Origin of the sequence: Saccharothrix coeruleofusca (assembly GCF_017876325.1) — a bacterium.
In the GTDB taxonomy this organism is placed as follows: Bacteria; Actinomycetota; Actinomycetes; order Mycobacteriales; family Pseudonocardiaceae; genus Actinosynnema; species Actinosynnema coeruleofuscum.
Genome location: NZ_JAGINV010000001.1, coordinates 4,388,727 through 4,414,129, shown reverse-complemented (window position 1 = coordinate 4,414,129; position 25,403 = coordinate 4,388,727). Strand labels below are relative to the sequence as shown.

Genomic DNA, 25,403 nt, shown 5'->3' with positions numbered 1-25,403 from the left:
GCACCGGTGTTGCCACCTGGCGTGGACGGTTCCTGGCGTTTGATGCGCAGTGCGATGGCGGCCTCGGACGCGCCGAGGGGCGTGCGCCGCGGCACGTTCCGGCGGGTGCTCGGGTTCGCCCGGCCGCACCGGGCCAAGCTGGTGGTGTTCCTGCTGCTGACCGTCGTGTCGGCGGTGCTGGCGGTCAGCACGCCGGTGCTCGCGGGCCGCGTGGTCGACGCCGTCGTCGGCGGTCGCGACGTCGCGGTGGTGGTGTGGCTGGCGGTGGCCATCGCGGGCATCGCCCTGCTGGACGCCGGGCTCGGCCTGGTGGAGCGGTGGCAGTCCGCGCGCATCGGCGAGGGGTTGATCTACGACCTGCGGCGCGCGGTGTTCGAGCACGTGCAGCGGATGCCGGTCGCGTTCTTCACCCGCACCCGCACCGGCGCGCTGGTGAGCAGGCTGAACAACGACGTGATCGGCGCGCAGCGGGCGTTCACCTCGACCCTGTCGGGCGTGGTGACCAACGTGATCCAGCTGGGTCTGTCGCTGGCCGTCATGTTCACCTTGTCGTGGCAGGTCACCGCGCTGGCGCTGGTGCTGCTGCCGGTGTTCGTGCTGCCCGCGCGCCGGATGGGCAACCGGATGGCCGACCTGCAGCGCGAGGCTTCCGCGCTCAACGCCGGGATGATCACGCAGATGACCGAGCGGTTCTCCGCGCCCGGCGCGACGCTGGTGAAGCTGTTCGGGCGGCCGGGGGCCGAAGCCGCCGAGTTCGGCGCGCGGGCCGCGCGGGTGCGCGACATCGGGGTGCGCACCGCCATGGCGACCCGGTGGTTCATGACCGGCCTGACGCTGGTGTCGGCGCTGGCGCAGGCGCTGGTGTACGGGTTGGGCGGCTACCTGGCGCTGACCGGCCACCTGGCGGCGGGCACCGTGGTGTCGTTGGCGCTGCTGCTGACCCGGTTGTACGCGCCGCTGACCGCGCTGGCCAACGCCCGCGTGGACGTGATGACGGCGCTGGTGTCGTTCGAGCGGGTCTTCGAGGTGCTCGACCTCAAGCCGATGATCGCCGAGGTCGAGCAGCCCCGGCGGGTGCCGGACGGGCCGGTGTCGGTGGAGTTCGACGACGTCCGGTTCGCCTACCCCGCGGCGGACAAGGTCTCCCTCGCCTCCTTGGAGTCGGTGTCCACCTTGGACAGCCGCGGTGGTGAGGAGGTGCTGCACGGCATCTCCTTCCGCGCCGAGCGGGGGCAGCTGGTGGCGCTGGTCGGGTCGTCCGGCGCGGGCAAGTCCACCATCGCCTCGCTCGTGCCGCGCCTGTACGACGTGGACTCGGGGGCGATCCGGCTGTCTGGTGTGGACGTCCGCGAGCTGGCCTTCGACTCGCTGCGCGAGGCCGTCGGCGTGGTGACGCAGGACGGGCACCTGTTCCACGACACGATCCGCGCCAACCTGACCTACCCCCGCCCCGACGCCACCGACGAGGAGCTGTGGGACGCGCTGCGCCGCGCCCGGCTCCAGCCGCTGGTCGAGTCGCTGCCCGACGGGCTGGACACCGTGGTGGGGGAGCGGGGCTACCGGCTGTCCGGCGGTGAGCGGCAGCGGCTGACCATCGCCCGCCTGCTGCTGGCCCGCCCGCGCGTGGTCATCCTCGACGAGGCGACCGCGCACCTGGACTCCGAGTCGGAGGCCGCGGTGCAGGCCGCTCTCACCGAGGCGCTGCGCGGCCGGACCGCGCTGGTGATCGCGCACCGGCTGTCCACGATCCGCGCCGCCGACCAGATCCTCGTGGTCGAGGACGGCCGCATCGTGGAGCGCGGCACCCACGCCGACCTGATCGCCGCCGGGGGCCGCTACGCCGACCTGCACCGCACCCAGTTCGACGAAGCCCCGGCCCGCGCGGACCACCCGGCAGCGGCGGAACCCGCGCCCGCCGGGTGACCGCGCACGGGGGAACTTCCTAGAACCCGCTCAGGAAGTTCGCCGTCACCGCCACGGCGGCCTTGGACGAGCCGCCGTCGACCACCAGCACGGCGAAGGCCAGGTCGCCCTGGTAGCCGACGAACCAGCCGTGGGCACCGGAGCCGTCGCCGAACTGCGCGGTGCCGGTCTTGCCGCGCACGCCGCCGAAGCGGGCCAGTTGCCGGGCGGTGCCGCTGGTGACGACCTCGCCCATCATCGAGCGCAGCGCGGTGGCCACGCCGCCGGGCAGCGCGCTGGTGGCGCCGCCGGTGGTCTCGATCTCGCGGATCAGCCGGGGGACCGGGGTGGAGCCCTTGGCGACGGTGGCGGCGAGCAGCGCCATGCCGAACGGCGTGGTCTGCACCACGCCCTGGCCGATCCCGTTCTCCACCCGTTCGGGGATCGACTCGGCGGGCGGCACCTTGCCGGTGTTGGTGGTGATACCCGCGATCCGGTAGTCCGCCGTGAGGCCGAACATGGCCGCCGCGCGGGGCAGCGCGTCGGCGGGCAGGTCCGCCGCGAGCTTGCTGAAGCTGGTGTTGCACGAGGCGGCGAACGCGCGGTGCAGCGGCACGGTGCCCAGGGCGAACTGGTCCTCGTTGGTGATCTGCCGGGTCCCGATGGTGGCCTTGCCGGGGCAGTCCACGGGGGTGTCGGCGTTGGCGGTCCCGCCGCTGATCGCCGCCGCGGCGGTCACCACCTTGAACGTGGAACCGGGTTCGAAGTAGTTGGTCAGCGCGATCGGTCCCTGGCCGCTGGCGGCGGCGTTCTGCGCCACGGCCAGGACCTCGCCGGTGGACGGCTGCAGGGCCACGACCACCGCCTGCTCGCCCACCTGGTCTACGGCCGCTTGGGCGGCTCGCTGCTTGGCCGGGTCCAGCGTCACCGTCACCGTCCGGCCCACCTGGGCCTTCTGCTCCTGCAGCACGGTCACCGGCGTGCCCGCCGCGTCGACCGCGGCGACCCGCCAGCCGGGCGTGCCGGTCAGGTCACCCGCCGCGGTGGTGACCGAGTTCATGACCACCGGGGCGAAGCCGGGCGGCACGGGGTTGCCGTCGCGGTCCAGCAGCGCGCCGTCGCCGGGGGTGCTGGTGTAGGCCAGGGACTGGCCCTCGCCCAGCGCCGGGTGCAGCACGGCGGGCGTCCAGCGCACCTTCCACTGCTCCCCGGCCAGGCGCAGCACCACCTTGGTCCGGTACTCCAGGGGTGCGCCGCCGGGCAGCGTCCACGTCACGTCCGCGTCCAGCGCCACCTCGTTCGCGCCGTCGGCGATCGGTGGCACCTGGCCCAGCCGCGCGTGGAACCGCGACTGCGCCATGCCCGCCCTGGTCCTGGTGATCGCCTCGGCGGCGGCTTGCGCCGCGTCGGTCAGCCCGGCGGCCCCGGCCGCGTCGCCGGTGGCGATCGCCGAGACGAACTCGCTCGCGACCGACCCCGGCGGCTTGACCGCGGACCTGGTCGGGGCGGTGGCGCCGCTGTCCGGCCAGACCAGCGCCACCCCCGCCCCGACGATCGACACCGTGGCCAGCGCGCCGCAGGCCAGCACCCACCGCTTCGTCTTCTCCCGCATCAGATCCCCCCTCCTGTCGCAGGCTAGCCATGAGGCAGGGGAATTCGTGCGGATTATCCGAGCTGGGGGATGCGCGTCTGGTACTTGCGCAGCAGGGCCGCGTTCGCCACGTCGCCGCCCTCGACGTTCGCGCTGCGCCACAGCGGCAGCGCCACGCCCGCCTCGGCGGCCTTGTCCAGCAGGCGCACCATCAGCAGGTTCCACAGGAACGTGGTGGCCAGCGTGGACACCGCCGCGGTGACCGGGGCGTCCGCCGGGTAGGTGGCGTCGCCGGGTGGGACCAGGTTGTCCAGCACCACGGTGGCATTCTCCGCCAGGGTGGTGCCCGCCCGGCGCGGGGCCGCGGCGCTGGCCGCGAGCGAGGTGACCGCGACCACCGGGCAGCCCGCGTCGGCGGCGTGCGCCGCCAGCTCCACCGGGTAGGGGTTGACCCCCGAGGTGGAGAAGACGAACAGCACGTCGTGCGGTGCCAGACCGGCTTCGCGCAGCACCTCGGCGGCCAGGCCGGTGCGGCGCTCGGCGGCGGTGCTGCTCACCGCGCCGTGCATGGGCAGCAGTTCGGGGTGGTAGATCGGGCGCACGCAGGCCAGGCCGCCCGCGCGGTAGAAGGTCTCGGCGACCGCGGCCAGCGAGTGCCCCGCCCCGGCGGTCAGCACGGTGCCGTCGGCGCGCACGCTGGCCAGCACCAGCTCCGCCACGTCGTCGATGGCGACCGCGTTCTGCTGCTCCACCCTGGTCAGGTGGTTGCGCACGACGTCGCCGTAGTCGGAGCCGGGGTCGGTCGTCATGCGGTCATCCTCCAATGGTCTACACCGCTGATGGTGCAGGCCAGTCCTACCCGATCGGGGCATGTACCGCTACAACGGTTGACCTCGAACACGTTAGATGTTCGAATGAACAGCGTGGATGTTTCTATGCGGCACGAGGTGATCCTGCAACGCCTCCGCCAGGGAGAACGGGTCGCCGTCGGCACCCTCGCCGAGATCGTCGGCTGCTCGGAGATGACCGTGCGGCGCGACCTGGACGTGCTGGAGCGGGAGGGCCTGCTGCGGCGGGTGCGCGGCGCGGCGGTCAGCACCCTCACCGGCGAGGAGACGCCGTTCGCCGCGCGCGCCAAGCAGCGGCTGGAGGTCAAGCGGCGGATCGGCGCGGCCGTGGCCGGGCTGCTCGACGACGGCGAGACGGTGGTGCTCGACGGCGGCAGCACCGTGCTGGAGGTGGCCCGGCGGCTGGTCGACCGGCGGCTGACCGTGCTGCCGCTGTCCCTGCACGTGGCCGACGCGCTGCGGACCGCGAACCAGGTGCGCATGGTGCTGCCCGGCGGCGACGTGCGGCCGGGGGAGCTGGCCTTCGTCGGGCCGCTGACCGAGCACGCCTTCGACGTGATGCGGTTCGACACGGCGGTGCTCGGCGCCTGCGGGTTCAGCGCGCGCACCGGCCTGTCCGCGCACGACCTCGGCGAGGGCGCGGTCAAGAGCGCCGCCGTGGACGCCTCGGCCAGGGTGGTGGTGGCCATCGACAGCACCAAGTTCGGCCGCACCGCGTTCAGCCGGGTCGGGCCGGTCGAGCGGGTCGACGTGGTGGTCACCGACGAGGCCGCTCCCGAGGAGGAGGTCGCGCGGCTGCGCGACGCGGGAGTGGAGGTGCGCCTTGTCTGACGCCGCGTCCGATTCCGCCGTGCGGGCGCCCGCACGGCGTGCCAGGTTCGCCACGGCGGTGGTGTTCGCCCTGCACGCCGCCGTGTTCGCGGCGTGGACACCGCACATCCCGGCGGTCAAGGAGCGGCTGGGCCTCAACGACGGCACGCTGGGCGTGGCGCTGCTGGGCGCCCCGGTCGGCTCGGTGGTGGCGATGCTGCTGGTGGGCGGGCTCGTGGCGCGGTGGGGCAGCAGGCGGGTGGTGCTGGTGACGGTGCTGGGCTACGGCCTGGCCTCGCCCGCGCTGGGGCTGGCGGGCTCGCCCTCGGCGCTGTTCGCGGCGCTGGCGCTGTGGGGCGGCCTGCAGGGCGCGCTGGACGTGGCGATGAACTCCCAGGGCATCGCGGTCGAACGGGGGTACGGCAGGCCGATCCTGTCCGGCTTCCACGCCTGGTGGAGCTTCGGCGGGTTCATCGGCGTCGGCCTGGGGGTGCTGCTGATCTCGGTCGGCGTGGGACTGGCCGCGCAGATGGCCGGGTTCACCGCGCTGCTGGCCGTGCTGGTCTGGCCGCTGACCCGCGCCATGCTGGGCGACGACCACGCCGTGGACGAGCACCGGCTGGGCCTGCCCTGGCGCGACCGAGGGGTGCTGGTGCTGGCCGTGGTGGTGTTCGCCGGTCTGCTGTGCGAGGGCGCGGTGGGCGACTGGGCGGCGCTGTACCTGCGCGAGACCGTCGGGGTGTCGGCGGGGAGCGCGGGCACGGGGTACGCGGTGTTCGCGGTGATGATGTTCGCGGGCCGGGCGATGGGCGACCGGTGGGTGACCCGCTTCGGTCCGGCGCGCGTGGTGGGCGTGCTGGCGGCGGTGGGCGCGGTGGGCCTGGCCGTGGCGCTGCTGGTCGGCGGGTTCTGGCCGGCGCTGATCGGGTTCGGGGCCTTCGGCCTGGGCATCGCGTGCGTGGTGCCGGTGGTCTTCAGCGCCGCCGCCGCGCGGTCACGGGCCCACGCCGCGCAGGCGATCGCGGGCGTGGCCACCGCGGGCTGGGCGGGCTTCCTGCTCGGCCCGCCCCTGATCGGCCTGCTCTCGCACGCGACCTCGCTGCCACTGGCACTGGCGGTCCTGCCCCTGCTGTGCCTGGGCGTCGCGCTGGGCTCCCGAGCCCTGGGCGGGACGCCCGCGAACCGCTGACGCCGCGCGCAGGCTGGTCAGGGCAGGTCGTCAGGGCAGGTCGTCGGGGTGGTCGATGTCGCGCCCGTCGGCGACGTCCTCGCAGGGCACCAGCAGGACCCGGCGCTCGGCGAGGTAGTCGCGCGCGCCGGCGTCGCCCACCGCGGCCAGCGCGACGCCGGGCCAGTGCTCGCGACCGAGCAGCACCGGGTGCCCCGGCACGCCCTCGTAGGAGGCGCGCGCCAGGGCACCCGGAGCCGCCAGTGCCGCGAGTCGGGACACCGCCGCGGCGGTGATGCCCGGCGTGTCCACCGGCAGCACCACCACCGCGTCGACGTCTTCCGCCGCCGCCAGGCCCGCGCGCAGGGACGACCCCATGCCCGTGGGCCAGTCGGCGTTGTCCACCACCACCGCGTCACCCAGGGCCGCTGTCGCGCGGACCCGTGCCGCCTCGGCGCCCAGCACCACGACCACCGGGTCGCACCCGGCGGCGCGCAGCACGCCGCCCGCCGACTCGACCCACCGCGCACCGCCGTGCGACACCAGCGCCTTGGGCCCGCCGAACCGGCGTCCGGCACCCGCGGCGAGCAACAGCCCCGCCACCCGCATGGGGGTCAGACTAGGGCGCTGTGCCCCTTCAGCTCCGCCCGGCTGGCGACCGCCAGCTTGCGGTACACCCGCGTCAAGTGCTGCTCCACGGTGCTCACGGTGATGTGCAGCCGCATCGCGATCGCACGGTTGCTGTGGCCACACGCGGCGAGGGTCGCGACCCGTCGCTCCGAGTACGTCAACTCCGTCATGTGGGTGAACACGTGCCACGCCGGGGGGTCGGTTCAACTCCGGGCCGAAATCAGGAGGAAATCACCGTTGCGACAGGTGCTCCAGCAGCAGCGAGGTGAGCGTCTCGGCCGCCTCCTCGGGCACCCAGTGGGAGACGTCCTCCAGCATCTCGAACCGGTACGGGCCGGTCACCCAGTCCCCGGTGGACAGCGCCGCGGTGGAGCCGAACGCGACGTCCTCGGTGCTCCACACGTACAGCGTGGGCACCGACACCTTGCCGAGCCCGTTGCCCACGCCGCCCGCCCGGTACCAGTTCAGCGCCGCGGTCAGCGCGCCCGGCTCGGCCAGCCTGCGCATGTACTCGTCCACCCGGCTGGCGGGCACCCGCCGGTCGAAGATCCGCCGCAGCGCGGCGGCGTCGTCGGCGAGCATCCGCTTCTCGGTGCCGCGGTCGCGCCACTCGGCCATGTAGGCCGACCGCCGCTGCTGCTCCTCGTCGGTGCGCAGCGCTTCGGCCAGCGCGCCGAGGTGCGGCGTGGACACGGCGGTCAGCGACCGCAGCCGCTCGGGGTGCTCGGCCGCGGTCCACCAGGCCACCGCGCCGCCCCAGTCGTGGCCGACCAGGTCGAACCGCGACCAGCCCAACGCGTCCGCGATCGCCAGCACGTCGCCGACCAGCGATTCCATCCCGTACTCGGCGACCTGCTCGGGCCGCACGCCGGGGGAGTAGCCGCGCTGGTCGGGGGCCACCGCCCGGTAGCCGTGCCTGCCCAGTGCCGCGACCTGGAACTCCCACTCCACCGCCGCCTGCGGAAAGCCGTGCAGCAGCAGCACGGGTCGGCCGTCCTCGGGGCCCGCCGCGATGGCGTCGAACGCCCCCGCTTCCGTCTTCACGCTCAACTGGTCGATCACTGTCTTCGAAGCCCCCTCCGGACATCGGATGTGCGGCACATTGTGGTCCCAGGTGTGATGTCCGCCGCGAAGCCGGGGTGTCGAGGAGCCGGGAGGGCGCCGTGCCGCGGCCACCGGGGCTACTCCGAACCGGGCGACCACGTGCGCCACCGGGTGTCCGGTGCGCCACCACGGTGGCGCGAGCGTTCCCGGCGTTGGGCCGTTCGGCTCATCCAGCGGGGCCACTCGGGTGCTGTGGGGACCGCTCCCATGGCGTTCGTGGTCAGCTTGGTCAAATCCGGTATCAGGGGCGGCTCCTCGTCCTCCTACATGTAGCCGGGTGGGCCGGGGGGAGTTGAGGAGGTCGCCGGATGGGGCATCACGCAGTCGCGCGAGCGGGGACCGCGGTCGGGGTCGGCGTCGCACCGCCCCGTCCGCGGGTCCGGCTGGTCACCGGGGGGCCGTCGCGCGCGCTGACCGCGCAGTGGCTGGCCGACGCCGAGCTCACCGACCTGGTCGACCACGCGCTGGCGGGCCAGTCGCGCGCGGTCGACCAGCTGCTGTTCCGCCTCCAGCCGCTGGTGCTGCGCTACTGCCGGGCCAGGGTCGGCACCCGCGAGCGGACCCTGGTCTCCGCCGAGGACATCGCCCAGGAGGTCTGCCTGGCGGTGGTGTCCGCGCTGGGCAAGTACCGCTACGAGCCGGGTTCCTTCCTCGCCTTCGTCTACGGCATCGCCGCGCACAAGGTGGCCGACGCCCGGAGGCGAGCTGTGCGCAGTCGGGCGGAAGTCGTGCCCGAACTGCCCGACTCGCCGACCCTGGAGGACGGGCCGGAGCAGCGCGCGGTGAACGGCGAGCTGATCGAGCACGTGGCGCTGCTGCTGCGCAAGCTGCCCGAGCGGCAGCGGGAGATCCTGGTCCTGCGGGTCGCGGTGGGCCTGTCCGCGGAGGAGACCGCCGCCGCGGTCGGCTCCACCCCCGGCGCGGTGCGCGTGGCGCAGCACCGCGCGCTGGCCAGGATGCGGGAGATGTTCGCCGCTGCGAACGGCTGAACGGGCCTGGCATCGTGTGGGGATGACGACCGCCGACGAGCCCCAGTTCGACGTGCTGCTGTCCGGCACGGTGTTCCTGGACATCATCTTCACCGGCCTGCCCCGACCGCCCGCGCCTGGCACGGAGGTGTGGGCGGAGGGGCTGGGCTCCTGTCCCGGCGGCATCGCCAACCTGGCCGTGGCCTTGCGCAGGCTCAACCTGCGCACCGCGCTGTCTGCGGCGTTCGGCGAGGACGTCTACGGCGACTTCTGCTGGGAGGTGCTCGCCGAGCAGGAGGGCGTGGACCTGAGCTACTGCCGCCGGTTCTACGGCTGGCACTCCCCGGTGACGGTGTCCATGGCGATGGACCGCGACCGCAGCATGGTCACCCACGGCCACCGGCCCCCGGTGCCCGCGGACGAGCTGCTCGACCCGCCGCCGCGGACGCGGGCGTGCTTCGTCCACATAGGGCCGGAGGAAGAGGCGTGGGTGCGCAGCGCCAGGCAGGGCGGCGCGCTGCTGTTCGCCGACATCGGCTGGGACCGCACCGAGGTCTGGGCCCCGGAGCTGCTGCGCAGGCTCGACGGCTACCAGGTGTTCCTGCCCAACGAGGTCGAGGCCACCCGCTACACCCGCTGCGACTCCGCGGAGCGGGCCGCCGCGTCGCTGGCCGAGCACGTGCCGGTGGTGGTGGTCACCAGGGGAGGACGGGGCGCGGTCGCGGTGGACTCGGCCACCGGCGAGGTGGTGGACGTGCCGGGGCTCAACGTCGCGGCGCTGGACTCCACCGGCGCGGGGGACGTGTTCGGCGCGGGCTTCGTGGTGGGCACGCTGGCCGGGTGGCCGCTGGAGCAGCGGGTGCGCTTCGCCAACCTGTGCGCGGCGCTGTCGGTGCAGCACTTCGGCGGGTCGCTGTCGGCGCCGGGCTGGGGCGACATCGCCACCTGGTGGCGCACGGTCAGCAGGCGCAGCGCCGACGACCCGGAGCTGCGCGCCTACGGCTTCCTGGAGGACCTGCTGCCCGACCACGGGGACGCGGAGGTGCGCCGGGCCAGCGCCACCATCCGGCTGCGCACGAGGTGACCGGGATCGCAGTGAGAGCTGGACCATCCGGGTGAGGGGGTTTCACGTCGCGCTCAACCGGGCAGGAGTAACTTCGGGACCCGTCGCCGAAGATCGCTGGGAGAAAACTGCCGACTCCAGGCAACCCGAAGCGATCTCGGACGACTTTATTGGGTGGGGGCGTCGGGTCCCGCCGGTCCGGAAGGGGTTGCTGGTTCAGTGTTCGCCGCGCGCGCGACAAGTCTGGTCAAGTTGGTGGGGTTGTGCCTGACGGCGGGCGTGCTCGTCGCCGCGCTGCTGTTCCCGGTCGTGGGCGGCCTCGGGCTGGCCTCCAACCGCGCGGCCGACACCGTGGACCAGACCTCCGGTGAGCTGGCCAAGGCCGAGCTGCCGCTGGTGACCACGGTGCTGGACATGAACGACCAGCCCATCGCCTACCTCTACGACCAGTACCGCATCCCGGTCGCCTTCGAGGACATCGCCGACACCATGAAGGCGGCGATCATCGCGATCGAGGACAAGCGGTTCTACGAGCACAAGGGCGTGGACTGGCAGGGCATCGCCCGCGCCGCGGCCAAGGCGGGCGTGGACGGCGAGACCTCGCAGGGCGCCTCGACGCTGACCCAGCAGTACGTGAAGAACTACCTGGCGTTCGTGGTGGGCCAGGGCTCGGAGGAGGCCTACGAGAAGGCCACCGAGGTCAGCCTGGGCCGCAAGATCAGCGAGGCGCGGATCGCGACCCAGCTGGAGCAGACGATGACCAAGGACGAGATCCTCGCCGGCTACCTCAACATCGTCCCCTTCGGCAACGGCACCTACGGCGTGGGCGCGGCCGCGGCGACCTACTTCAACACCACCCCCGACAAGCTCACCGTGCCGCAGGCCGCACTGCTGGCGGGCCTGGTCAACCGACCCAGCGCGCTCAACCCCGAGGCGGGCCCGGAAGCGGCGATCAAGCGCCGCAACACGGTGATCGACGCGATGCGCGACAACGGCGCGTTCGGCGACGACCCGGCGGTGGCCGAGCAGAAGGCCGAGGAGTACAAGGCCACCGAGATCGGCGTGGTGCCCGACCTGGACCTGCTGCCCAACGGCTGCGTCGGCGCGGGTGACGGCCCGGTGTACGGCTTCTTCTGCCGCTACCTGGTGGACTACCTGGACAAGGTCGGCCTGTCGACCGACGAGCTGCTCAAGGGCGGCTACACGATCCGGACCACGATGGACCCCGACGCCACCAGGGCGGCCAAGCAGGCGGCGGAGAACCAGGTGCCCAAGACCGCGCCCGGCATCGCCAACGCCATGGCGATCGTGCAGCCCGGCACGGACAAGCACCGGGTGCGCGCGCTGGCCGCCAACCGCGACTTCGGCAACAACGCCGAGGCGGGGCAGAGCGCCTACTCCATCCCGGCCGAGGTGACCCGCTTCGGCTCGGGGTCGATCTACAAGGTGTTCACCGCCGCGGCGGCGCTGGAGAAGGGCGTCGCCCGCATCGACCAGATGATCGAGGTGCCGCGCACCTACACCTCGCGGGTCTACAAGGACGGCAACAAGGGCTACACGGTCAAGAACTACTCCGACAACTACAAGGAGCGGATGACGCTGACGGAGGCGCTGGCGACGTCCCCGAACACCGGCTTCATCATCCTGGAGGAGAAGGCGGGCCTGAACAACGTCGTGGACATGGCCTACCGGCTGGGTCTGCGCGAGTCGATGCAGGGGGTCAACGCCAAGGGCGAGCCGCTCAAGGCCGACGGCTCCAACGGCCCCTCGCAGGGCGACCAGTACAAGCGCGACAACAGCGGCTCGTTCACCCTGGGCGCGGGCCCGACCAGCGTGCTGGAGATGTCCAACGTGGCGGCCACGCTGATGAGCGGCGGCACCTGGTGCCCGCCGACCCCGGTGGAGCAGGTGATCGACCGGGAGGGCAAGCCGGTGCAGCTCAAGGAGCTGCCCTGCGAGCAGGCGGTGGCCCCGGAGCTGGCCAACAGCCTGGTGGTGGGCATGAGCGCGGACACCAAGCCGGGGGGCACGGCGGCGGGCGCGGCGTCCAGGACGGGCTGGAACCGGCCGATGATGGGCAAGACCGGCACCACCGAGGACCACTGGTCGGTGGGCTTCATGGGGGCCACCCCGCAGTACGCGGGCGCGGTGCTGACCTTCACCGACGGCGTGGCCCCGCAGGTGATCTGCCCCGGCAACCCGCCGTACCTGTGCGGCCGGAGCGGCACCGGGGTCACCGGTGGCGACGTGGCCGCGCCGACCTGGTTCAACGCGATGAAGGCCATCCACGACGGGAAGGGCCTGGAGGCCAAGCCCCTGCCGGAGGCGTCTCCGCAGTACCGCTGACCTCGACGAAGACCCGCTCACCGGGGCCGGAACCCAGCTGGGTTCCGGCCCCGGTCGCGTTGCGGCCCAACCCGCCCGGATGCCCCGGACGCCACCGTCCGAAACCACCCCCGCGCCTCGGTGACCTGCGAAGATAACGGCCCTTTATCGAGACGTCCCGGTCTATGATCACTTAGAGTGATAAACAGTGGGCTTTCTCACCGATTGTCGCACTTCGGGGGCTAGCTCTTGCCTTTCGCCGTCACGTGGGGTTACGTTTCCGGCCGCAAGTTACGGTTCGGTCACCGAAGGGACACGTCGTCGCTCCCCGAAAGCGGCGCCACCTGGTTCCCCCGCCAGCGTCCCCGGCCCGGGCTCCCCGAGGCAGGAAGGCACAGCAGTGGCACGGCATTCAACAGCCCGCGGTCGAAGCGCGTTCGTCGCTCCCCCGAAGTGCGACGGCCAGCGCGGCGCGCACCGCGTGGCGGAGAAGTCCCCCCTGACCGGCCGGGTCGCGGCCGCCGTCGTGGCGGCGAGCGCGCTGGCGGGCGGCGTCGGCGTGGCGCAGGGCGCGGGCACCACCGGCGTCCCGCTGGCGGCGGGCGCGGACTTCGCGGCGGCGCTGGCGGCCGAGAGCACCAGCGTCCCCGCCGGCTACCAGGCCAGGACGGTCCACGCCATCGAGCCCGGCCTGGAGGCCGCGAAGCTCCTGCGGACCGAGGCCCTCTACGCCCGCCAGCACGTCGACGAGGCCATGAGGCACGCGGCCGACGGCTACGCCGCGCGGCAGGCCGAGCAGAAGAAGCAGCAGGAAGCCGAAGAGGCCAGGAAGGCCGAGGAGGCGCGCGTCGCCGCCGAGCGGGCCGCCGCCGAGGAAGAGGCCAAGAAGAAGGAAGCGGAGCAGGTCGCCCGGCCCGCCGAGGCCCCCCGCACCGCCAGCAGGCCCACGGCGGTCAAGCCCGCCCAGGGCCAGTTCACCTCCGGCTTCGGCGCCCGCTGGGGCACCACGCACTACGGCGTCGACATCGCCAACGCCATCGGCACCCCGATCCTGTCGGTGATGGACGGCGTGGTCGTCGAGGCGGGTCCGGCCAGCGGCTTCGGCCTGTGGGTGCGGGTGCAGCACGACGACGGCACGATCACCGTCTACGGCCACGTCGACACCATCACCGCGGCGCGCGGTCAGCGGGTCCAGGCGGGCGAGCAGATCGCCACCATGGGCAACCGCGGCCAGTCCACCGGTCCGCACCTGCACTTCGAGGTCTGGATCGGCGGCTCGCAGAAGATCGACCCGATCGGCTGGCTCAACCAGCGCGGCATCTCGCTCTGACCCCGTCCCGGACGTCATACCGACCGGTCGGTACCTGAGGTACGGTGACCCCCGAACCTCGGGAGGCGATCGTGGGTCGTTGGGGCATCACCCTGCCGTTGACCGGCGTGCCGGTGCTGGAGCACCGCGAGCTGGTCGCCGAGCTGGCCGACCTCGGCTGCACCGACGTGTGGTCGGCGGAGACCAGCGGCACCGACGCGTTCACCCCGCTCGCGCTGGCCGCCCAGTGGTCGGGCTCCCTGCGACTGGGTACCGCGATCGCGCCGGTCTACACCCGAGGACCCGCGACGATGGCTATGACAGCGGCCACACTGGCCGAGGTCTCCGGCGGGCGGTTCGTGCTCGGCATCGGCTCCTCCTCGCCCGCCATCGTGCGGCGGTGGAACGGCGTCGAGTTCACCGAGCCCTTCAAGCGCACCCGCGACACGCTGCGGTTCCTCAAGGCCGCGCTGGCGGGCGAGAAGGTCGACCACGAGTACGAGACCTTCTCGGTGCGCGGGTTCCGGCTCGAACGCGTGCCCCAGCAGCCGGTGCCGATCATGCTCGCCGCGCTGCGGCCGGGGATGCTGCGGCTGGCCGCGCGCGAGGCCGACGGCGCCATCACCAACTGGCTCGGCGCCGACGACGTGCCCAGGGTGCGGGCCGAGCTGGGCCGGGCCGAGCTGGCCGCGCGGATCTTCGTCTGCCCCACCGAGGACGCCGACGCCGCGCGGGCGCTCGGGCGGATGCTCATCAGCACCTACCTGACCGTGCCCGCCTACGCGGCGTTCCACGACTGGCTCGGCCGGGGCGAGGCGCTGCGGCCGATGCACGAGGCGTGGGCCGCCGGGGACCGGCGCGGTGCGGGCGCGCTGGTCCCCGACGAGGTGGTCGACGAGCTGGTCGTGCACGGCAGCCTGCCCGCCTGCCGCGAGCGGGTCGCCCGGTACGTCGCCAACGGCGTGGACACCCCGATCGTCGCCCTGCTGCCCACCGGGGCCGACCCGCTGGAGCTGGCCCGTGGTCTCGCGCCGGGCGCCTGACCCCGCCGGACCCGATCGCGCCGGGCGCCTGACCCCGCCGGACCCGATCGCGCCGCACCCGATCGCGCCGGACCGGATCGGAGTGCCACCGCCGCGCGGATCGTGCGCGCGGCGGTGCGGCTGTTCGCCGCCCAGGGCTTCGACGCGACCACCGTGCAGCAGGTCGTCGAGGCGGCCTCGGTCACCAAGGGCGCGCTCTACCACCACTTCGGGTCCAAGGACGACCTGCTGTTCGAGATCTACCGGTCGCTGCTGGACAGGCAGGTGGCCGACCTGCGCCGGGTGCTGGCGCTGGGCCTGGACCCGGCGACCACCGTGCGGCTGGTCCTGGTCAGCCTGGTGGAGACCACCGCGGACAGCGCCGACGAGACGGTGGTGTTCCTGCGCGAGGCGCACCGGCTCGGCGCCGAGCGGCGGGCCGCCTTCCGGGCCGAGCGGCGGCGCTACCACGAGGCGTTCCGCTCGGTGGTGGAGCGGGCCCAGGCCGCGGGCGAGTTCAGCTCCGCCGTGCCCGCGGAGACCGTCGTGCTGATCGCGCTGGGCGTGGTGAACCAGCTGCCCACCTGGTACCGGCCCGACGGCGCCAAGTCGCCCACGCGGCTGGGCGAGGAGATCGCGGACTTCGTGCTCGCCGCCCTGCGTCCCGCGTGAAGACCATGCGCAAGCGCTTGCCGGTGTCGCCGCGAGGGGGGCGCCACCCGCGTCGCTACCCTCGGGTGAGGCCAGGAGGTGTGGGTTGACGAGCATGTCCGACGTGGCGCGGGCCGCCGGGGTGTCCGCGGCGACGGTGTCGCGGGCGCTGCGCGGGGAGCCGGGGGTGTCCGAGGCGACCCGCCGGTACGTCACCGAGGTGGCCAAGCGGATGCGCTACGCCATCGCCCGCGACGCCTCCAGCCTGGCGGGCGGGCGGCGCTACGCGGTCGCCGTGCTCACCGCCGACGTCGGGCGGGGCGACCTGCTCGCCGGGGCCGAGAGCGCGCTGCGGCAGGCCGGGTACGACGTGCTGCTGTACGTGCTGCACGACGCCGAGGCCCGCGCCCGGTTCTTCGACGACGTGCCGCTGGGGCGCCGGGTGGACGGCGTGCTGGCGCTGGCGGTCCGCCTCAGCGAGGACGAGCGCGCCGCGCTGGACGGGGTGGGCGTGCCGGTGGTCGGGGTGCCCGAGGACGACCTGCGCGAGTCGCTGCGGCTGGCGGTGGGGCACCTGATCGGGCTGGGGCACCGGGACGTCGCGCTGGTGCTGGCCGAGGGCGTGGACGAGTCCTACGACGAGGTGCTGGTCGCCGAGGGGCTGGCGGTGCGCCCGGAGTGGACGGTGTGGTCCTCGCCCACGGTCGTGGGCGGTGAGCAGGTGGTGGACGCGCTGCTGGACGGCGGCAGGCTGCCCACCGCGGTGGTCAGCTCCAGCGGCGAGGTCGCGCTGGGGCTGTTCCTGCGGCTGCGCCGGGACGGCCGCGAGGTGCCCGCCGACGTGTCGATCGTCAGCCTGGAGGGGCCGGAGCTGGCGCGGGCGGTCGGGCTGACCGCGGTGGAGGGCGCGTGGCGGGAGCGCGGCGAGCACGCCGCCGCCGAGCTGCTGGGCCTGCTGCGCGGCGAACGGGTCGAGAGCGGCCCGCCGTCGGCGCACTTGGTGGTGCGGAACTCCACCGGCCCCTACATCGGATGATCTCCTCCGGGTGATCACCTGACAGGGGCATCACCAGCCGTTGAACTTCGTGCGACCATCGGGTGACCGGCCTAACCCCAACTGGCGGTTGGGTAAGGGTGACGCGAAGCTGTCCTCTGTGAACGACGAGCTGGCCGCGTTGGCCGAAGCACATGGTGTGGCCACTTGGTACGAGGACGCCAACCGGGAACGGGCCGAGGTCGACGAGGACGTGGTGGTGGCCGTCCTGGCGCAGCTGGACGTCGACGCCTCCACCCCGGAAGCGGTGCGGCGCGCGCTGGCGGCTCCGCGCCCCGCGCCCCGGACGCTGGTCCTGCGCGAGGGCGACGTGCTCGACGAGCCGGGCTCGGTGGTGCTGGAGGACGGCGGCGAGGTCGAGCTGCCCGCGGCGCTTCCCCTGGGCTACCACCGGCTGGGCGAGCGGACCGTGGTCGTCGCGCCGCGCGCCCTGCCCCCGGTGCCCAGGACCTGGGGCTGGATGCTCCAGCTGTACTCGATGCGCTCGAACGGGTCGTGGGGCATGGGCGACTACGGCGACCTGGCCGCGGTCGCCGAGCGGTCGGCCCGCGAACTGGGCGCGGGGGTGCTGCTGGTCAACCCCGTGCAGGCGGTCAGCCCCACCCACCCGGTCGAGCGATCCCCGTACTCGCCCAGCAGCCGCCGCTTCGCCAACCCGCTGTACCTGCGCGTCACCGACCTGCCCGCGTTCGCCCGCGCGGACGATCGGACCCGCGCCCGTGTGCTGGCGCTGCGGCCGGACAACGACACCGAGCTGATCGACTACGACGCGGTGTGGGCGGCCAAGAAGGCCGCGCTGGAACTGCTGTGGCGGCAGGAGGAGCCCGAGGAGCCCACCGGGGAGCTGCGCGACTTCGCCCGGTTCTGCGCGCTGGCCGAGGTGCACGGCCCGGACTGGCGCACGTGGCCGGAGGAGCAGCGCGACCCCGCGACCGCCACCCCCGACCACGACCGGGTGGTCTTCCACGCCTGGCTGCAGCGCCTGTGCGAGTCGCAGCTGGCCGCCGCCCGCGCCGCCGCCCACAATGCCGGCATGTCGGTCGGCATCGTGCACGACCTGCCGGTCGGGGTCCACCCCGGTGGGGCGGACACCTGGGCGGTGCGCGACGCCTTCGCCGCCGACGTCCGCGTGGGCGCCCCGCCGGACGCCTTCAGCCAGCTCGGCCAGGACTGGAACCTGCCGCCGTGGCGGCCCGACCGGCTGGCCGAGCAGGGCTACGAGCCGTTCCGCGCGGTGCTGCGCAGCGTCCTGCGGCACGCCGACGGCATCCGGGTCGACCACGTCGCCGGCCTGTGGCGGCTGTGGTGGATCCCGCCGGGCGAGCCCGCCAAGCGCGGCACCTACGTGCACTACGACGCCGAGGCGATGCTGGCCGTGCTGACCCTGGAGGCCCACCGGGCGGGCGCCGTGGTGGTGGGCGAGGACCTGGGCACCGTCGAGCCCAAGGTGACCGAGGCGCTGCACGCGCACGGGATGCTCAGCTCCGCGGTGCTGTGGTTCCAGCGCGAGTACGACCTGCCCGACCAGCCGCTGGTCCCGCCGGAGAAGTGGCGGCCCACCGCGATGGCCAGCATCTCCACCCACGACCTGCCCACGGCGGCGGGCTTCCTGGCGGGGGAACACGTTCGGGTGCGAGCCGAACTGGGGTTGTTTGAAGGACCGCCGGAGGGGGAATACGAAGCCGCCGCGGCTGAACGAGACCAGTTGGTCGAGCTGCTCCGGCAGGAGGGAGTGCTCGACGATGATCTGGTCATCGCGTTCCACGCGCTGCTGGCGAAGGCGCCGTCGGTGCTGCTGCTGAGCTCGCCGCAGGACGCGCTGGGCGAAGTGCGCCAGCCCAACCTGCCAGGCACCGTCGACCAGTACCCGAACTGGCGCATCCCGCTCCCGGTCCCCCTGGAAGCGGTCTTCGCCGACCCCCGCGTGCGCGCCGCGGCCGCGGCGTTGCGGGCCGGGCGTTCCGGATGAGTGAAACAAGCACGTCACCGCAGGCGGCGTGCCCGCGCAGTATGGTCAAACGTCACCCACGTCACGGTTGGAGGTGGCAATCACCCGTGAACACCGACCTGGTGTCCCGCACCGGGCTGATGCCCGAGATTCCCGCGCAGATGAGCAAGAACCCCGTCGACGAGCTGGAAGTCGCCGTCGAGCGGGTGCTGGCCGCCGTGCGGCCGAGCAGCCTCACCGACCCCATCGAGAGCGCCCACAGCGCCGAGACCGCGTTGCGCACCGCGGTGAGAGCAGCCGCCGACGGCGTGCCCGACGACGCGATGTCCCAGGCGCTGGCGTGCGCCGAAGCGGCCTGCGAGCACCTGCGCTACCTGGAGTTCCAGGAGGCCCGGCTGCTGCTGGTCGCGGCGCGGGGCCAGCTGGTCCGGTCGCACGGCCGCAGAGCCTGATATCTGCAACGGATAGGGATTCCCCGCGTAGGACTTGAGGAGCACTGTTGCGGCCCTGGCCAGGAACGCCCTACCCGCTCGGCGCCACGTACGACGGCGTCGGCACGAACTTCACCCTCTTCTCCGAAGTGGCCGAGTACGTCGAGCTGTGCCTGTTCGACGACGACGGCCAGGAGACGCGGGTCAGGTTGCCGGAGGTGGACGGCTTCGTCCACCACGGCTACCTGCTCGGCATCGGACCCGGTCAGAAGTACGGCTACCGGGTGCACGGGCCGTACGACCCGGAGCAGGGGTTGCGCTGCAACCCCAACAAGCTGCTGATCGACCCGTACGCCAAGGCGATCACCGGTGAGGTGAAGTGGCACGAGTCGCTGTTCGGCTACCCGTTCGGGGAGCCCGACCAGCGCAACGACCAGGACTCGGCGGGGCACGTGCCGCTGTCGGTCGTGGTCAGCCCGTTCTTCGACTGGGCCAACGACCGGCCGCCGAAGACGCCGTACAACGAGTCGGTCATCTACGAGACCCACGTGCGCGGCCTGACCATGCAGCACCCGGAGGTGCCCGAGCGACTGCGCGGCACCTACGCGGGCCTGGCCCACCCGGTGATCATCGAGCACCTGCAGAAGCTGGGCGTGACGGCGGTGGAGCTGATGCCGGTGCACCAGTTCGTCACCGACCACGGCCTGGTGGAGAAGGGGCTGCGCAACTACTGGGGCTACAACACCATCGGGTTCTTCGCCCCGCACGAGGCGTACGCGGCGCTGCCGGAGAGCGCGGGCCAGGTGCAGGAGTTCAAGGGCATGGTGCGCGCCCTGCACGAGGCGGGCATCGAGGTGATCCTCGACGTGGTCTACAACCACACCGCCGAGGGCAACCACCTGGGGCCGACGCTGTCCATGCGCGGCATCGACAACCAGGCGTACTACCGGCTGGTCGACGACGAGCCGAAGTACTACATGGACTACACCGGCACGGGCAACTCGATGAACGTGCGCAGCCCGCACACCCTGCAGCTGATCATGGACTCGCTGCGGTACTGGGTGACCGAGATGCGGGTGGACGGGTTCCGCTTCGACCTGGCCGCCACGCTGGCGCGCGAGTTCTACGACGTGGACCGGCTGTCGACGTTCTTCGACCTGGTGCAGCAGGACCCGGTGGTCAGCCAGGTCAAGCTGATCGCCGAGCCGTGGGACGTGGGGCCCGGCGGCTACCAGGTGGGCAACTTCCCGCCGCTGTGGACCGAGTGGAACGGCAAGTACCGCGACACGGTGCGCGACTTCTGGCGGGGCGAGCCCGCCACGCTGGGGGAGTTCGCCTCGCGGCTGACCGGCTCGTCGGACCTGTACCAGGAGGACGGGCGGCGCCCGTTCGCCTCGATCAACTTCGTCACCGCGCACGACGGGTTCACCCTCAACGACCTGGTCTCCTACAACGACAAGCACAACCTGGCCAACGGCGAGGAAGGCCGCGACGGCGCCGACGACAACCGGTCGTGGAACTGCGGGGTGGAGGGGCCCACCGACGACCCGGAGGTCAACGACCTGCGGGAGCGGCAGCGGCGCAACCTGCTGGCCACCCTGCTGCTGTCGCAGGGGGTGCCGATGCTGCTGCACGGCGACGAGATCGGCCGCACCCAGCTGGGCAACAACAACGCCTACTGCCAGGACAACGAGCTGTCGTGGGTGGACTGGACGCTGGCGGAGAAGAACCGGGACCTGCTGGAGTTCACCGCCGCGCTGACCGCCTTCCGCAAGCAGCACCCGGTGCTGCGCAGGCGGCGGTTCTTCCAGGGCAGGCCGATCCGGCGCGGCGACGAGCTGCGCGACATCGCCTGGTTCACCCCCTCCGGGCAGGAGATGACCGAGCAGAACTGGGGTGACGGCTTCGGCCGCTGCCTGGTGGTCTTCCTCAACGGCGAGGGCATCCCCGACCTGGACCAGCGCGGCATGCGGGTGCTCGACGACTCGTTCCTGATCGCCTTCAACGCCCACCACGAGGAGATCGCCATCACGCTGCCGGACGAGGGCTACGGCCCGCAGTGGACCGTGGTGATCGACACCGCCACCGGTCAGGTCACCCAACCCGAGCTGGGCGAGCCGATCCCGGCGGGCGGCACCCTGCCGCTGGTCGCGCGGTCGCTGGTGGTGCTGCAGCGGACGGGCGTGGCATGAGCGGGGCACCCAGCTCCACCTACCGGCTGCAGTTCACCCCCGAGTTCACCTTCGCCGACGCCGAGGCGGTGGTGGACTACCTGGACGCGCTGGGCGTCGGGGCCCTCTACGCCTCCCCGCTGCTGGAGGCCGTCAAGGGCTCCACGCACGGCTACGACGTGGTCGACCCGACCCGCGCCCGCGAGGAGTTCGGCGGCGAGGCCGGGCGGGTCGCGCTGAGTCGGGCCGTGCGCCGGGCCGGGCTCGGGTTCGTGGTCGACGTCGTGCCCAACCACATGGCCGTCGACCACGACGACGCCAACCCGTGGTGGTGGGACGTGCTCCAGCACGGCCGCGAGTCCGCCTACGCGAAGTACTTCGACATCGACTGGGAGGCCGGACCGCTGCTGCTGCCCTTCGCGGGCGACGAGGACTCCGAGGAGGAGCACGAGCACTACCGGCTGGCGTTCTGGCGGCGCGGCAACCAGGAGCTGAACTACCGGCGGTTCTTCGACATCACCACGCTGGCCGCGGTGCGCGTGGAGGACCCGGAGGTCTTCGAGGCCACCCACGGCGAGGTGCTGCGCTGGGTCGCCGCGGGCGAGGTGACCGGGCTGCGGGTGGACCACCCCGACGGCCTGGCCGACCCCGGCGGGTACGTGCGACGGCTCAAGGAGCGCTCGGGCGTCTGGGTGGTGGTGGAGAAGATCCTCGGCGCGGACGAGTCGCTGCCGGTGAGCTGGCCGGTCGAGGGCACCACCGGCTACGACGCGCTGCGCGAGGTGTGCGGGCTGTTCGTGGACCCGGCGGGCGAGGCGCCGTTCACCGCGCTGGCGCGGGAGCTGGGCGTGCCCACCGACTTCGACGAGGTCGACCGGGCCAGCCGGGAGCTGGTGGTGGGCTCGATCCTGCGCGCCGAGGTGCGCCGGATCGCCGCCCTGCTCGACCACCCCGACCGGGACCAGGCCGAGCGGGCGGTGGCCGAGGTGATGGTCAACTTCCCGGTCTACCGGTCCTACCTGCCCGAGGGCGGGCGGGACTGGGCCGAGGCGGTGCGCCGCTGCACCAGCCCGGCGGTGGAGGCGCTGGACCGGCAGGTGCGCGCCGACCCGCGCGGCGAGCTGGCCACCCGCCTCCAGCAGACCTCCGGCATGGTGGTGGCCAAGGGCACCGAGGACACCTCGTTCTACCGCTACACCCGGTTCGTCGCGCTCAACGAGGTGGGCGGGGCGCCGGACCGGTTCGGCGTGCCGGTGGCGGAGTTCCACCGCCGGGCCGCCGCCCGCGAGGCGGGCTCGCCCCTGGCGATGACCGCGCTGTCCACCCACGACACCAAGCGCTCGGAGGACGTGCGGGCGCGGCTGGCGGTGCTGGCCGAGGTGCCCGACGAGTTCGCCGAGGCGGTGCGCCGGTGGACCGCCGCGCACCCGATCGACGAGCCGTCGCTGAACCTGCTGGCCTGGCAGTCGCTGGTGGGAGCGTGGCCGATCACCGCCGACCGGATGCGCGCCTACCTGGAGAAGGCCGCCAAGGAGTCCAAGGTCCGCACCACCTGGGTCGACCACGACGAGGAGTTCGAGGCGGCGGTGGACGCCTGGCCCGCGCGGGTGCTCGACGGCGAGGTCGCGGGTGAGGTGGCCGCGTTCGTCGACACCATCGCCCAGCCCGGCTGGTCCAACGCGCTGGGGCAGAAGCTGGTGCAGCTGACCGCCCCCGGCGTGCCCGACGTCTACCAGGGCACCGAGCTGTGGGACCTGTCGCTGGTGGACCCGGACAATCGCCGCCCGGTGGACTACGGGCTGCGGCGCAGGCTGCTGGCCCGCCTCCAGCAGGGCTGGCTGCCCGAGGTGGACGACTCGGGCGCGGCCAAGCTGCTGGTGGTGCACCGCGCGCTGCGGCTGCGCCGGGAGCGGCCGGAGCTGTTCCGCGGCTACCGCCCGGTGCGCGCCGAGGGCGAGGCCGCCGAGCACGCCGTGGCGTTCGAGCGGACCGGTCTGATCACGGTGGCGACCAGGCTGCCGGTGGGCCTGGCGCGCTCGGGCGGCTGGCGGGACACCGTGCTGCCGCTGCCGCCGGGGGAGTGGACCGACGTCCTGACCTCCCGGCCGGTGTCGGCCCCGTCCGGCTCGGTCCGGCTGGCCGAGCTGCTGGACCACTACCCCGTGGCACTGCTGGTGCGAGGAGATCGGTGAGCTTTTCGGTGTGGGCGCCGCTGCACGAGCGCGTCCAGGTGAGGGTCGACGGCCAGGACCACGAGATGACCGCCGGGCAGGGCGGTTGGTGGCACTCGGACGCGGAGGGTCGCGCGGGCGCGGACTACGCCTTCGTGCTCGACGGCGAGCCGCTGCCGGACCCGCGTTCGCTGTGGCAGCCCAACGGCGTGCACGAGGCGTCGCGGGTCTACGACCACGGCGCGTTCCGGTGGACCGACGACGGCTGGACCGGCAGGGCGCTGCCCGGCGCGGTGATCTACGAGCTGCACATCGGCACCTTCACCCCCGGTGGCACCTTCGACGCCGCGATCGAGCGCCTGGACCACCTGGTGGACCTGGGCATCACGCACGTCGAGGTGATGCCGGTCAACTCCTTCGACGGCACCGCGGGCTGGGGCTACGACGGCGTGCTGTGGGGCGCGGTGCACGAGCCCTACGGCGGCCCGGACGGGTTCAAGCGCTTCGTCGACGCCTGCCACGCGCGCGGGCTGGCCGTGCTGCTGGACGTGGTCTACAACCACCTCGGACCGTCCGGGGCCTACCTGGACCGGTTCGGGCCGTACTTCGCGGGCAGCAACGAGTGGGGGCCGGGCCTCAACCTCGACGGCGAGGGCGCCGACGAGGTGCGCCGCTACGTCATCGACAACGCGCTGGGCTGGCTGCGCGACTTCCACGTCGACGGGCTGCGGCTGGACGCGGTGCACGCGCTGGTCGACCGCAGCGCGCTGCACGTGCTGGAGCAGCTGGCGGCCGAGGTGGACGCGCTGGCGACGGCGCTGCGGCGGCCCCTGTCGCTGATCGCCGAGTCCGACCTCAACGACGCCAGACTGGTGACCGCGCGCGAGGCGGGCGGCTACGGGCTGACCGCGCAGTGGGCCGACGACCTGCACCACGCGCTGCACGTGGCGCTCAGCGGCGAGACGCACGGCTACTACCCGGACTTCGAGGGCGAGCTGGCCACCACGCTGCGCCGGGTGTTCCTGCACGCGGGCACCTGGTCGTCCTTCCGCGGCCGCACCCACGGCAGGCCGGTGGACACCGCGCGCGTCCCCGGCTACCGGTTCCTGGCCTACCTGCAGAACCACGACCAGGTCGGCAACCGGGCCGTCGGCGACCGGCTGTCGGCGACGGTGTCGCGGGCGAAGCTGGCGGTCGGCGCGGCGGTGGTGTTCTGCTCCCCGTACACGCCGATGGTGTTCATGGGCGAGGAGTGGGCGGCCAGCACGCCGTGGCAGTTCTTCGCCTCGTTCCCCGACCCGGAGCTGGCCGAGGCGGTGCGCACCGGGCGGCGGCGCGAGTTCGGCAGGCACGGCTGGGGCGAGTCCGAGGTGCCCGACCCGATGGACCCGGAGACCGCGCGGCGCTCGACGCTGCGCTGGGACGAGGTGGACCAGGAGGGGCACCGCGAGCTGCTGGAGCTCTACCGCGCGCTGATCGCCCTGCGGCGGGCGCGGCCGGAGCTGTCGGACCCGAGGCTGGACCGGTTCCGGGTGGAGCAGGACGGCCCGGTGCTGGTGCTGCACCGGGGCGGCCTGCGGGTGGCGTGCAACTTCGGCGGGGCCGCGGAGGTGCGGCTCGACGGCGAGGCTGCGGAGGTGCTGCTGGCCTCGGCGGAGGTGGTCCCCGCCGGGCGGTCGCTGCACCTGCCCGCCGAGTCGTTCGCCGTGGTTCAGCTGTCCGGCAGCCACCCGACCTCGGTGAGCCGCTCGGCCAGCAGCTGACCCGCCAGGGTCACCTGGTCGGCCAGCTGTCTTCGCACCTCCGGCCGCTGGTCGGAGGTGGCGGTGGCCGCGTCGTAGGCCGCGACCAGTTGCCGTGCCGCGTGCACCACCTCCACCCCCGGCCAGTCGACGACCTCGGCTCGCCCGTTGGACTCGCCGGACAGGTGCACCGCGCGCACGGCCTGGCGCGGCCCCAGCTCGACCGCCAGGTCGATCAGCTTCACGGCGATGGTGTGCAGCTTCACGTTGTGGTGCTGCGACATGCGCACCAGCAACTGGAACCCCTGCTGGGGAGTGCAGCCCTGCACGGCCGCGATCAGGCCGGTGGCCTGACCGATCACGGTGCGGGTCTGCACCGCGTTGCGCAATCCGATCACCTCGGCTTCGAGGCTGGCGATCCGCGCGGTCAGCGAATCGTCCTGGCCCATGTCCCCGACCACGGTCGGGCTCCTCTCGCACGTACGGAACTGGTCA

21 protein-coding genes are annotated in these 25,403 nt (G+C 73.3%); 15 read left to right on the top strand and 6 right to left on the bottom strand.

Going from position 1 to position 25,403, the window contains the following annotated elements; all coding sequences use genetic code 11:
- Nucleotides 1-21 precede the first annotated feature (21 nt).
- Nucleotides 22-1,923 (top strand): ABC transporter ATP-binding protein, encoded by a 1,902-nt coding sequence (locus JOF41_RS19420; protein WP_209621004.1) that lies wholly within the window; start codon nucleotides 22-24, stop codon nucleotides 1,921-1,923.
- 19 nt (nucleotides 1,924-1,942) lie between these two features.
- Here the strand turns inward: JOF41_RS19420 and JOF41_RS19415 are convergent, their stop codons facing one another.
- Together JOF41_RS19415 and JOF41_RS19410 are read right to left on the bottom strand one after the other, a co-directional pair.
- Nucleotides 1,943-3,514, bottom strand: coding sequence for a penicillin-binding transpeptidase domain-containing protein (locus JOF41_RS19415; protein WP_209621001.1), 1,572 nt, complete (start codon nucleotides 3,512-3,514; stop codon nucleotides 1,943-1,945).
- Nucleotides 3,515-3,567: 53 nt separating this feature from the next.
- Nucleotides 3,568-4,302 (bottom strand): SIS domain-containing protein, encoded by a 735-nt coding sequence (locus JOF41_RS19410; protein WP_189227475.1) that lies wholly within the window; start codon nucleotides 4,300-4,302, stop codon nucleotides 3,568-3,570.
- A gap of 126 nt (nucleotides 4,303-4,428) precedes the next feature.
- On the opposite strand from JOF41_RS19410, the gene JOF41_RS19405 reads away from it, so the two are divergent.
- Both JOF41_RS19405 and JOF41_RS19400 read left to right on the top strand, forming a co-directional pair.
- Nucleotides 4,429-5,172 (top strand): DeoR/GlpR family DNA-binding transcription regulator, encoded by a 744-nt coding sequence (locus tag JOF41_RS19405; protein ID WP_229796373.1) that lies wholly within the window; start codon nucleotides 4,429-4,431, stop codon nucleotides 5,170-5,172.
- On the top strand, nucleotides 5,165-6,340 hold the full coding sequence (locus JOF41_RS19400) for an MFS transporter (RefSeq protein WP_209620995.1): 1,176 nt from the start codon (nucleotides 5,165-5,167) through the stop codon (nucleotides 6,338-6,340). Before JOF41_RS19405 ends, JOF41_RS19400 begins: the two co-directional genes overlap by 8 nt.
- A gap of 30 nt (nucleotides 6,341-6,370) precedes the next feature.
- On the opposite strand, the gene JOF41_RS19395 is transcribed toward JOF41_RS19400, so the two are convergent.
- The 3 genes from JOF41_RS19395 to JOF41_RS19385 all read right to left on the bottom strand — a co-directional run bounded on the left by JOF41_RS19395 (nucleotide 6,371) and on the right by JOF41_RS19385 (nucleotide 8,011).
- Entirely contained in the window at nucleotides 6,371-6,928 is a 558-nt protein-coding gene (locus JOF41_RS19395) for a nucleotidyltransferase family protein (RefSeq protein WP_209620993.1), read from the bottom strand.
- A gap of 5 nt (nucleotides 6,929-6,933) precedes the next feature.
- Nucleotides 6,934-7,119 (bottom strand): helix-turn-helix domain-containing protein, encoded by a 186-nt coding sequence (locus JOF41_RS19390; RefSeq protein WP_189227471.1) that lies wholly within the window; start codon nucleotides 7,117-7,119, stop codon nucleotides 6,934-6,936.
- Nucleotides 7,120-7,180: 61 nt separating this feature from the next.
- Entirely contained in the window at nucleotides 7,181-8,011 is an 831-nt protein-coding gene (locus JOF41_RS19385; RefSeq protein WP_209620991.1) for an alpha/beta fold hydrolase, read from the bottom strand.
- 350 nt (nucleotides 8,012-8,361) lie between these two features.
- On the opposite strand from JOF41_RS19385, the gene shbA reads away from it, so the two are divergent.
- The 12 genes from shbA (at nucleotide 8,362) to treZ (ending at nucleotide 24,929) form a co-directional block, all read left to right on the top strand.
- Nucleotides 8,362-9,042, top strand: coding sequence for an RNA polymerase sigma factor ShbA (gene shbA / locus JOF41_RS19380; RefSeq protein ID WP_189227469.1), 681 nt, complete (start codon nucleotides 8,362-8,364; stop codon nucleotides 9,040-9,042).
- A 22-nt stretch (nucleotides 9,043-9,064) separates the two neighbouring features.
- A complete protein-coding gene (locus JOF41_RS19375; protein WP_189227468.1) occupies nucleotides 9,065-10,105 on the top strand; it encodes a carbohydrate kinase family protein in 1,041 nt (346 codons plus the stop codon).
- Nucleotides 10,106-10,339: 234 nt separating this feature from the next.
- Nucleotides 10,340-12,430 (top strand): transglycosylase domain-containing protein, encoded by a 2,091-nt coding sequence (locus tag JOF41_RS19370; RefSeq protein ID WP_307867467.1) that lies wholly within the window; start codon nucleotides 10,340-10,342, stop codon nucleotides 12,428-12,430.
- A gap of 460 nt (nucleotides 12,431-12,890) precedes the next feature.
- Nucleotides 12,891-13,739, top strand: coding sequence for a M23 family metallopeptidase (locus JOF41_RS19365; protein ID WP_229796371.1), 849 nt, complete (start codon nucleotides 12,891-12,893; stop codon nucleotides 13,737-13,739).
- Between the two features lie 71 nt (nucleotides 13,740-13,810).
- Complete coding sequence (locus tag JOF41_RS19360) at nucleotides 13,811-14,761, top strand: LLM class F420-dependent oxidoreductase (RefSeq protein ID WP_209624314.1); 951 nt, start codon at nucleotides 13,811-13,813, stop codon at nucleotides 14,759-14,761.
- Between the two features lie 102 nt (nucleotides 14,762-14,863).
- Nucleotides 14,864-15,412, top strand: a complete 549-nt coding sequence (locus JOF41_RS38345) for a TetR/AcrR family transcriptional regulator (RefSeq protein ID WP_229796370.1) — start codon at nucleotides 14,864-14,866, stop codon at nucleotides 15,410-15,412.
- Between the two features lie 94 nt (nucleotides 15,413-15,506).
- A complete protein-coding gene (locus JOF41_RS19350) occupies nucleotides 15,507-16,427 on the top strand; it encodes a LacI family DNA-binding transcriptional regulator (protein ID WP_209624312.1) in 921 nt (306 codons plus the stop codon).
- Nucleotides 16,428-16,545: 118 nt separating this feature from the next.
- Entirely contained in the window at nucleotides 16,546-18,414 is a 1,869-nt protein-coding gene (gene malQ, locus JOF41_RS19345; protein WP_209620989.1) for a 4-alpha-glucanotransferase, read from the top strand.
- 86 nt (nucleotides 18,415-18,500) lie between these two features.
- Nucleotides 18,501-18,845, top strand: a complete 345-nt coding sequence (locus JOF41_RS19340; protein ID WP_189227465.1) for a hypothetical protein — start codon at nucleotides 18,501-18,503, stop codon at nucleotides 18,843-18,845.
- A 47-nt stretch (nucleotides 18,846-18,892) separates the two neighbouring features.
- Nucleotides 18,893-21,016, top strand: a complete 2,124-nt coding sequence (glgX, locus tag JOF41_RS19335) for a glycogen debranching protein GlgX (RefSeq protein ID WP_189227464.1) — start codon at nucleotides 18,893-18,895, stop codon at nucleotides 21,014-21,016.
- Nucleotides 21,013-23,187 carry a malto-oligosyltrehalose synthase gene (gene treY / locus JOF41_RS19330; RefSeq protein WP_189227463.1) on the top strand — a complete coding sequence of 725 codons (2,175 nt, stop codon included), beginning with the start codon at nucleotides 21,013-21,015 and terminating at the stop codon, nucleotides 23,185-23,187. Before glgX ends, treY begins: the two co-directional genes overlap by 4 nt.
- Entirely contained in the window at nucleotides 23,184-24,929 is a 1,746-nt protein-coding gene (treZ, locus tag JOF41_RS19325) for a malto-oligosyltrehalose trehalohydrolase (protein WP_189227462.1), read from the top strand. Before treY ends, treZ begins: the two co-directional genes overlap by 4 nt.
- Here treZ and JOF41_RS19320 read toward each other — a convergent pair.
- A complete protein-coding gene (locus JOF41_RS19320) occupies nucleotides 24,878-25,369 on the bottom strand; it encodes an ANTAR domain-containing protein (RefSeq protein ID WP_189227461.1) in 492 nt (163 codons plus the stop codon). The genes treZ and JOF41_RS19320 overlap by 52 nt on opposite strands.
- Nucleotides 25,370-25,403 lie beyond the last annotated feature (34 nt).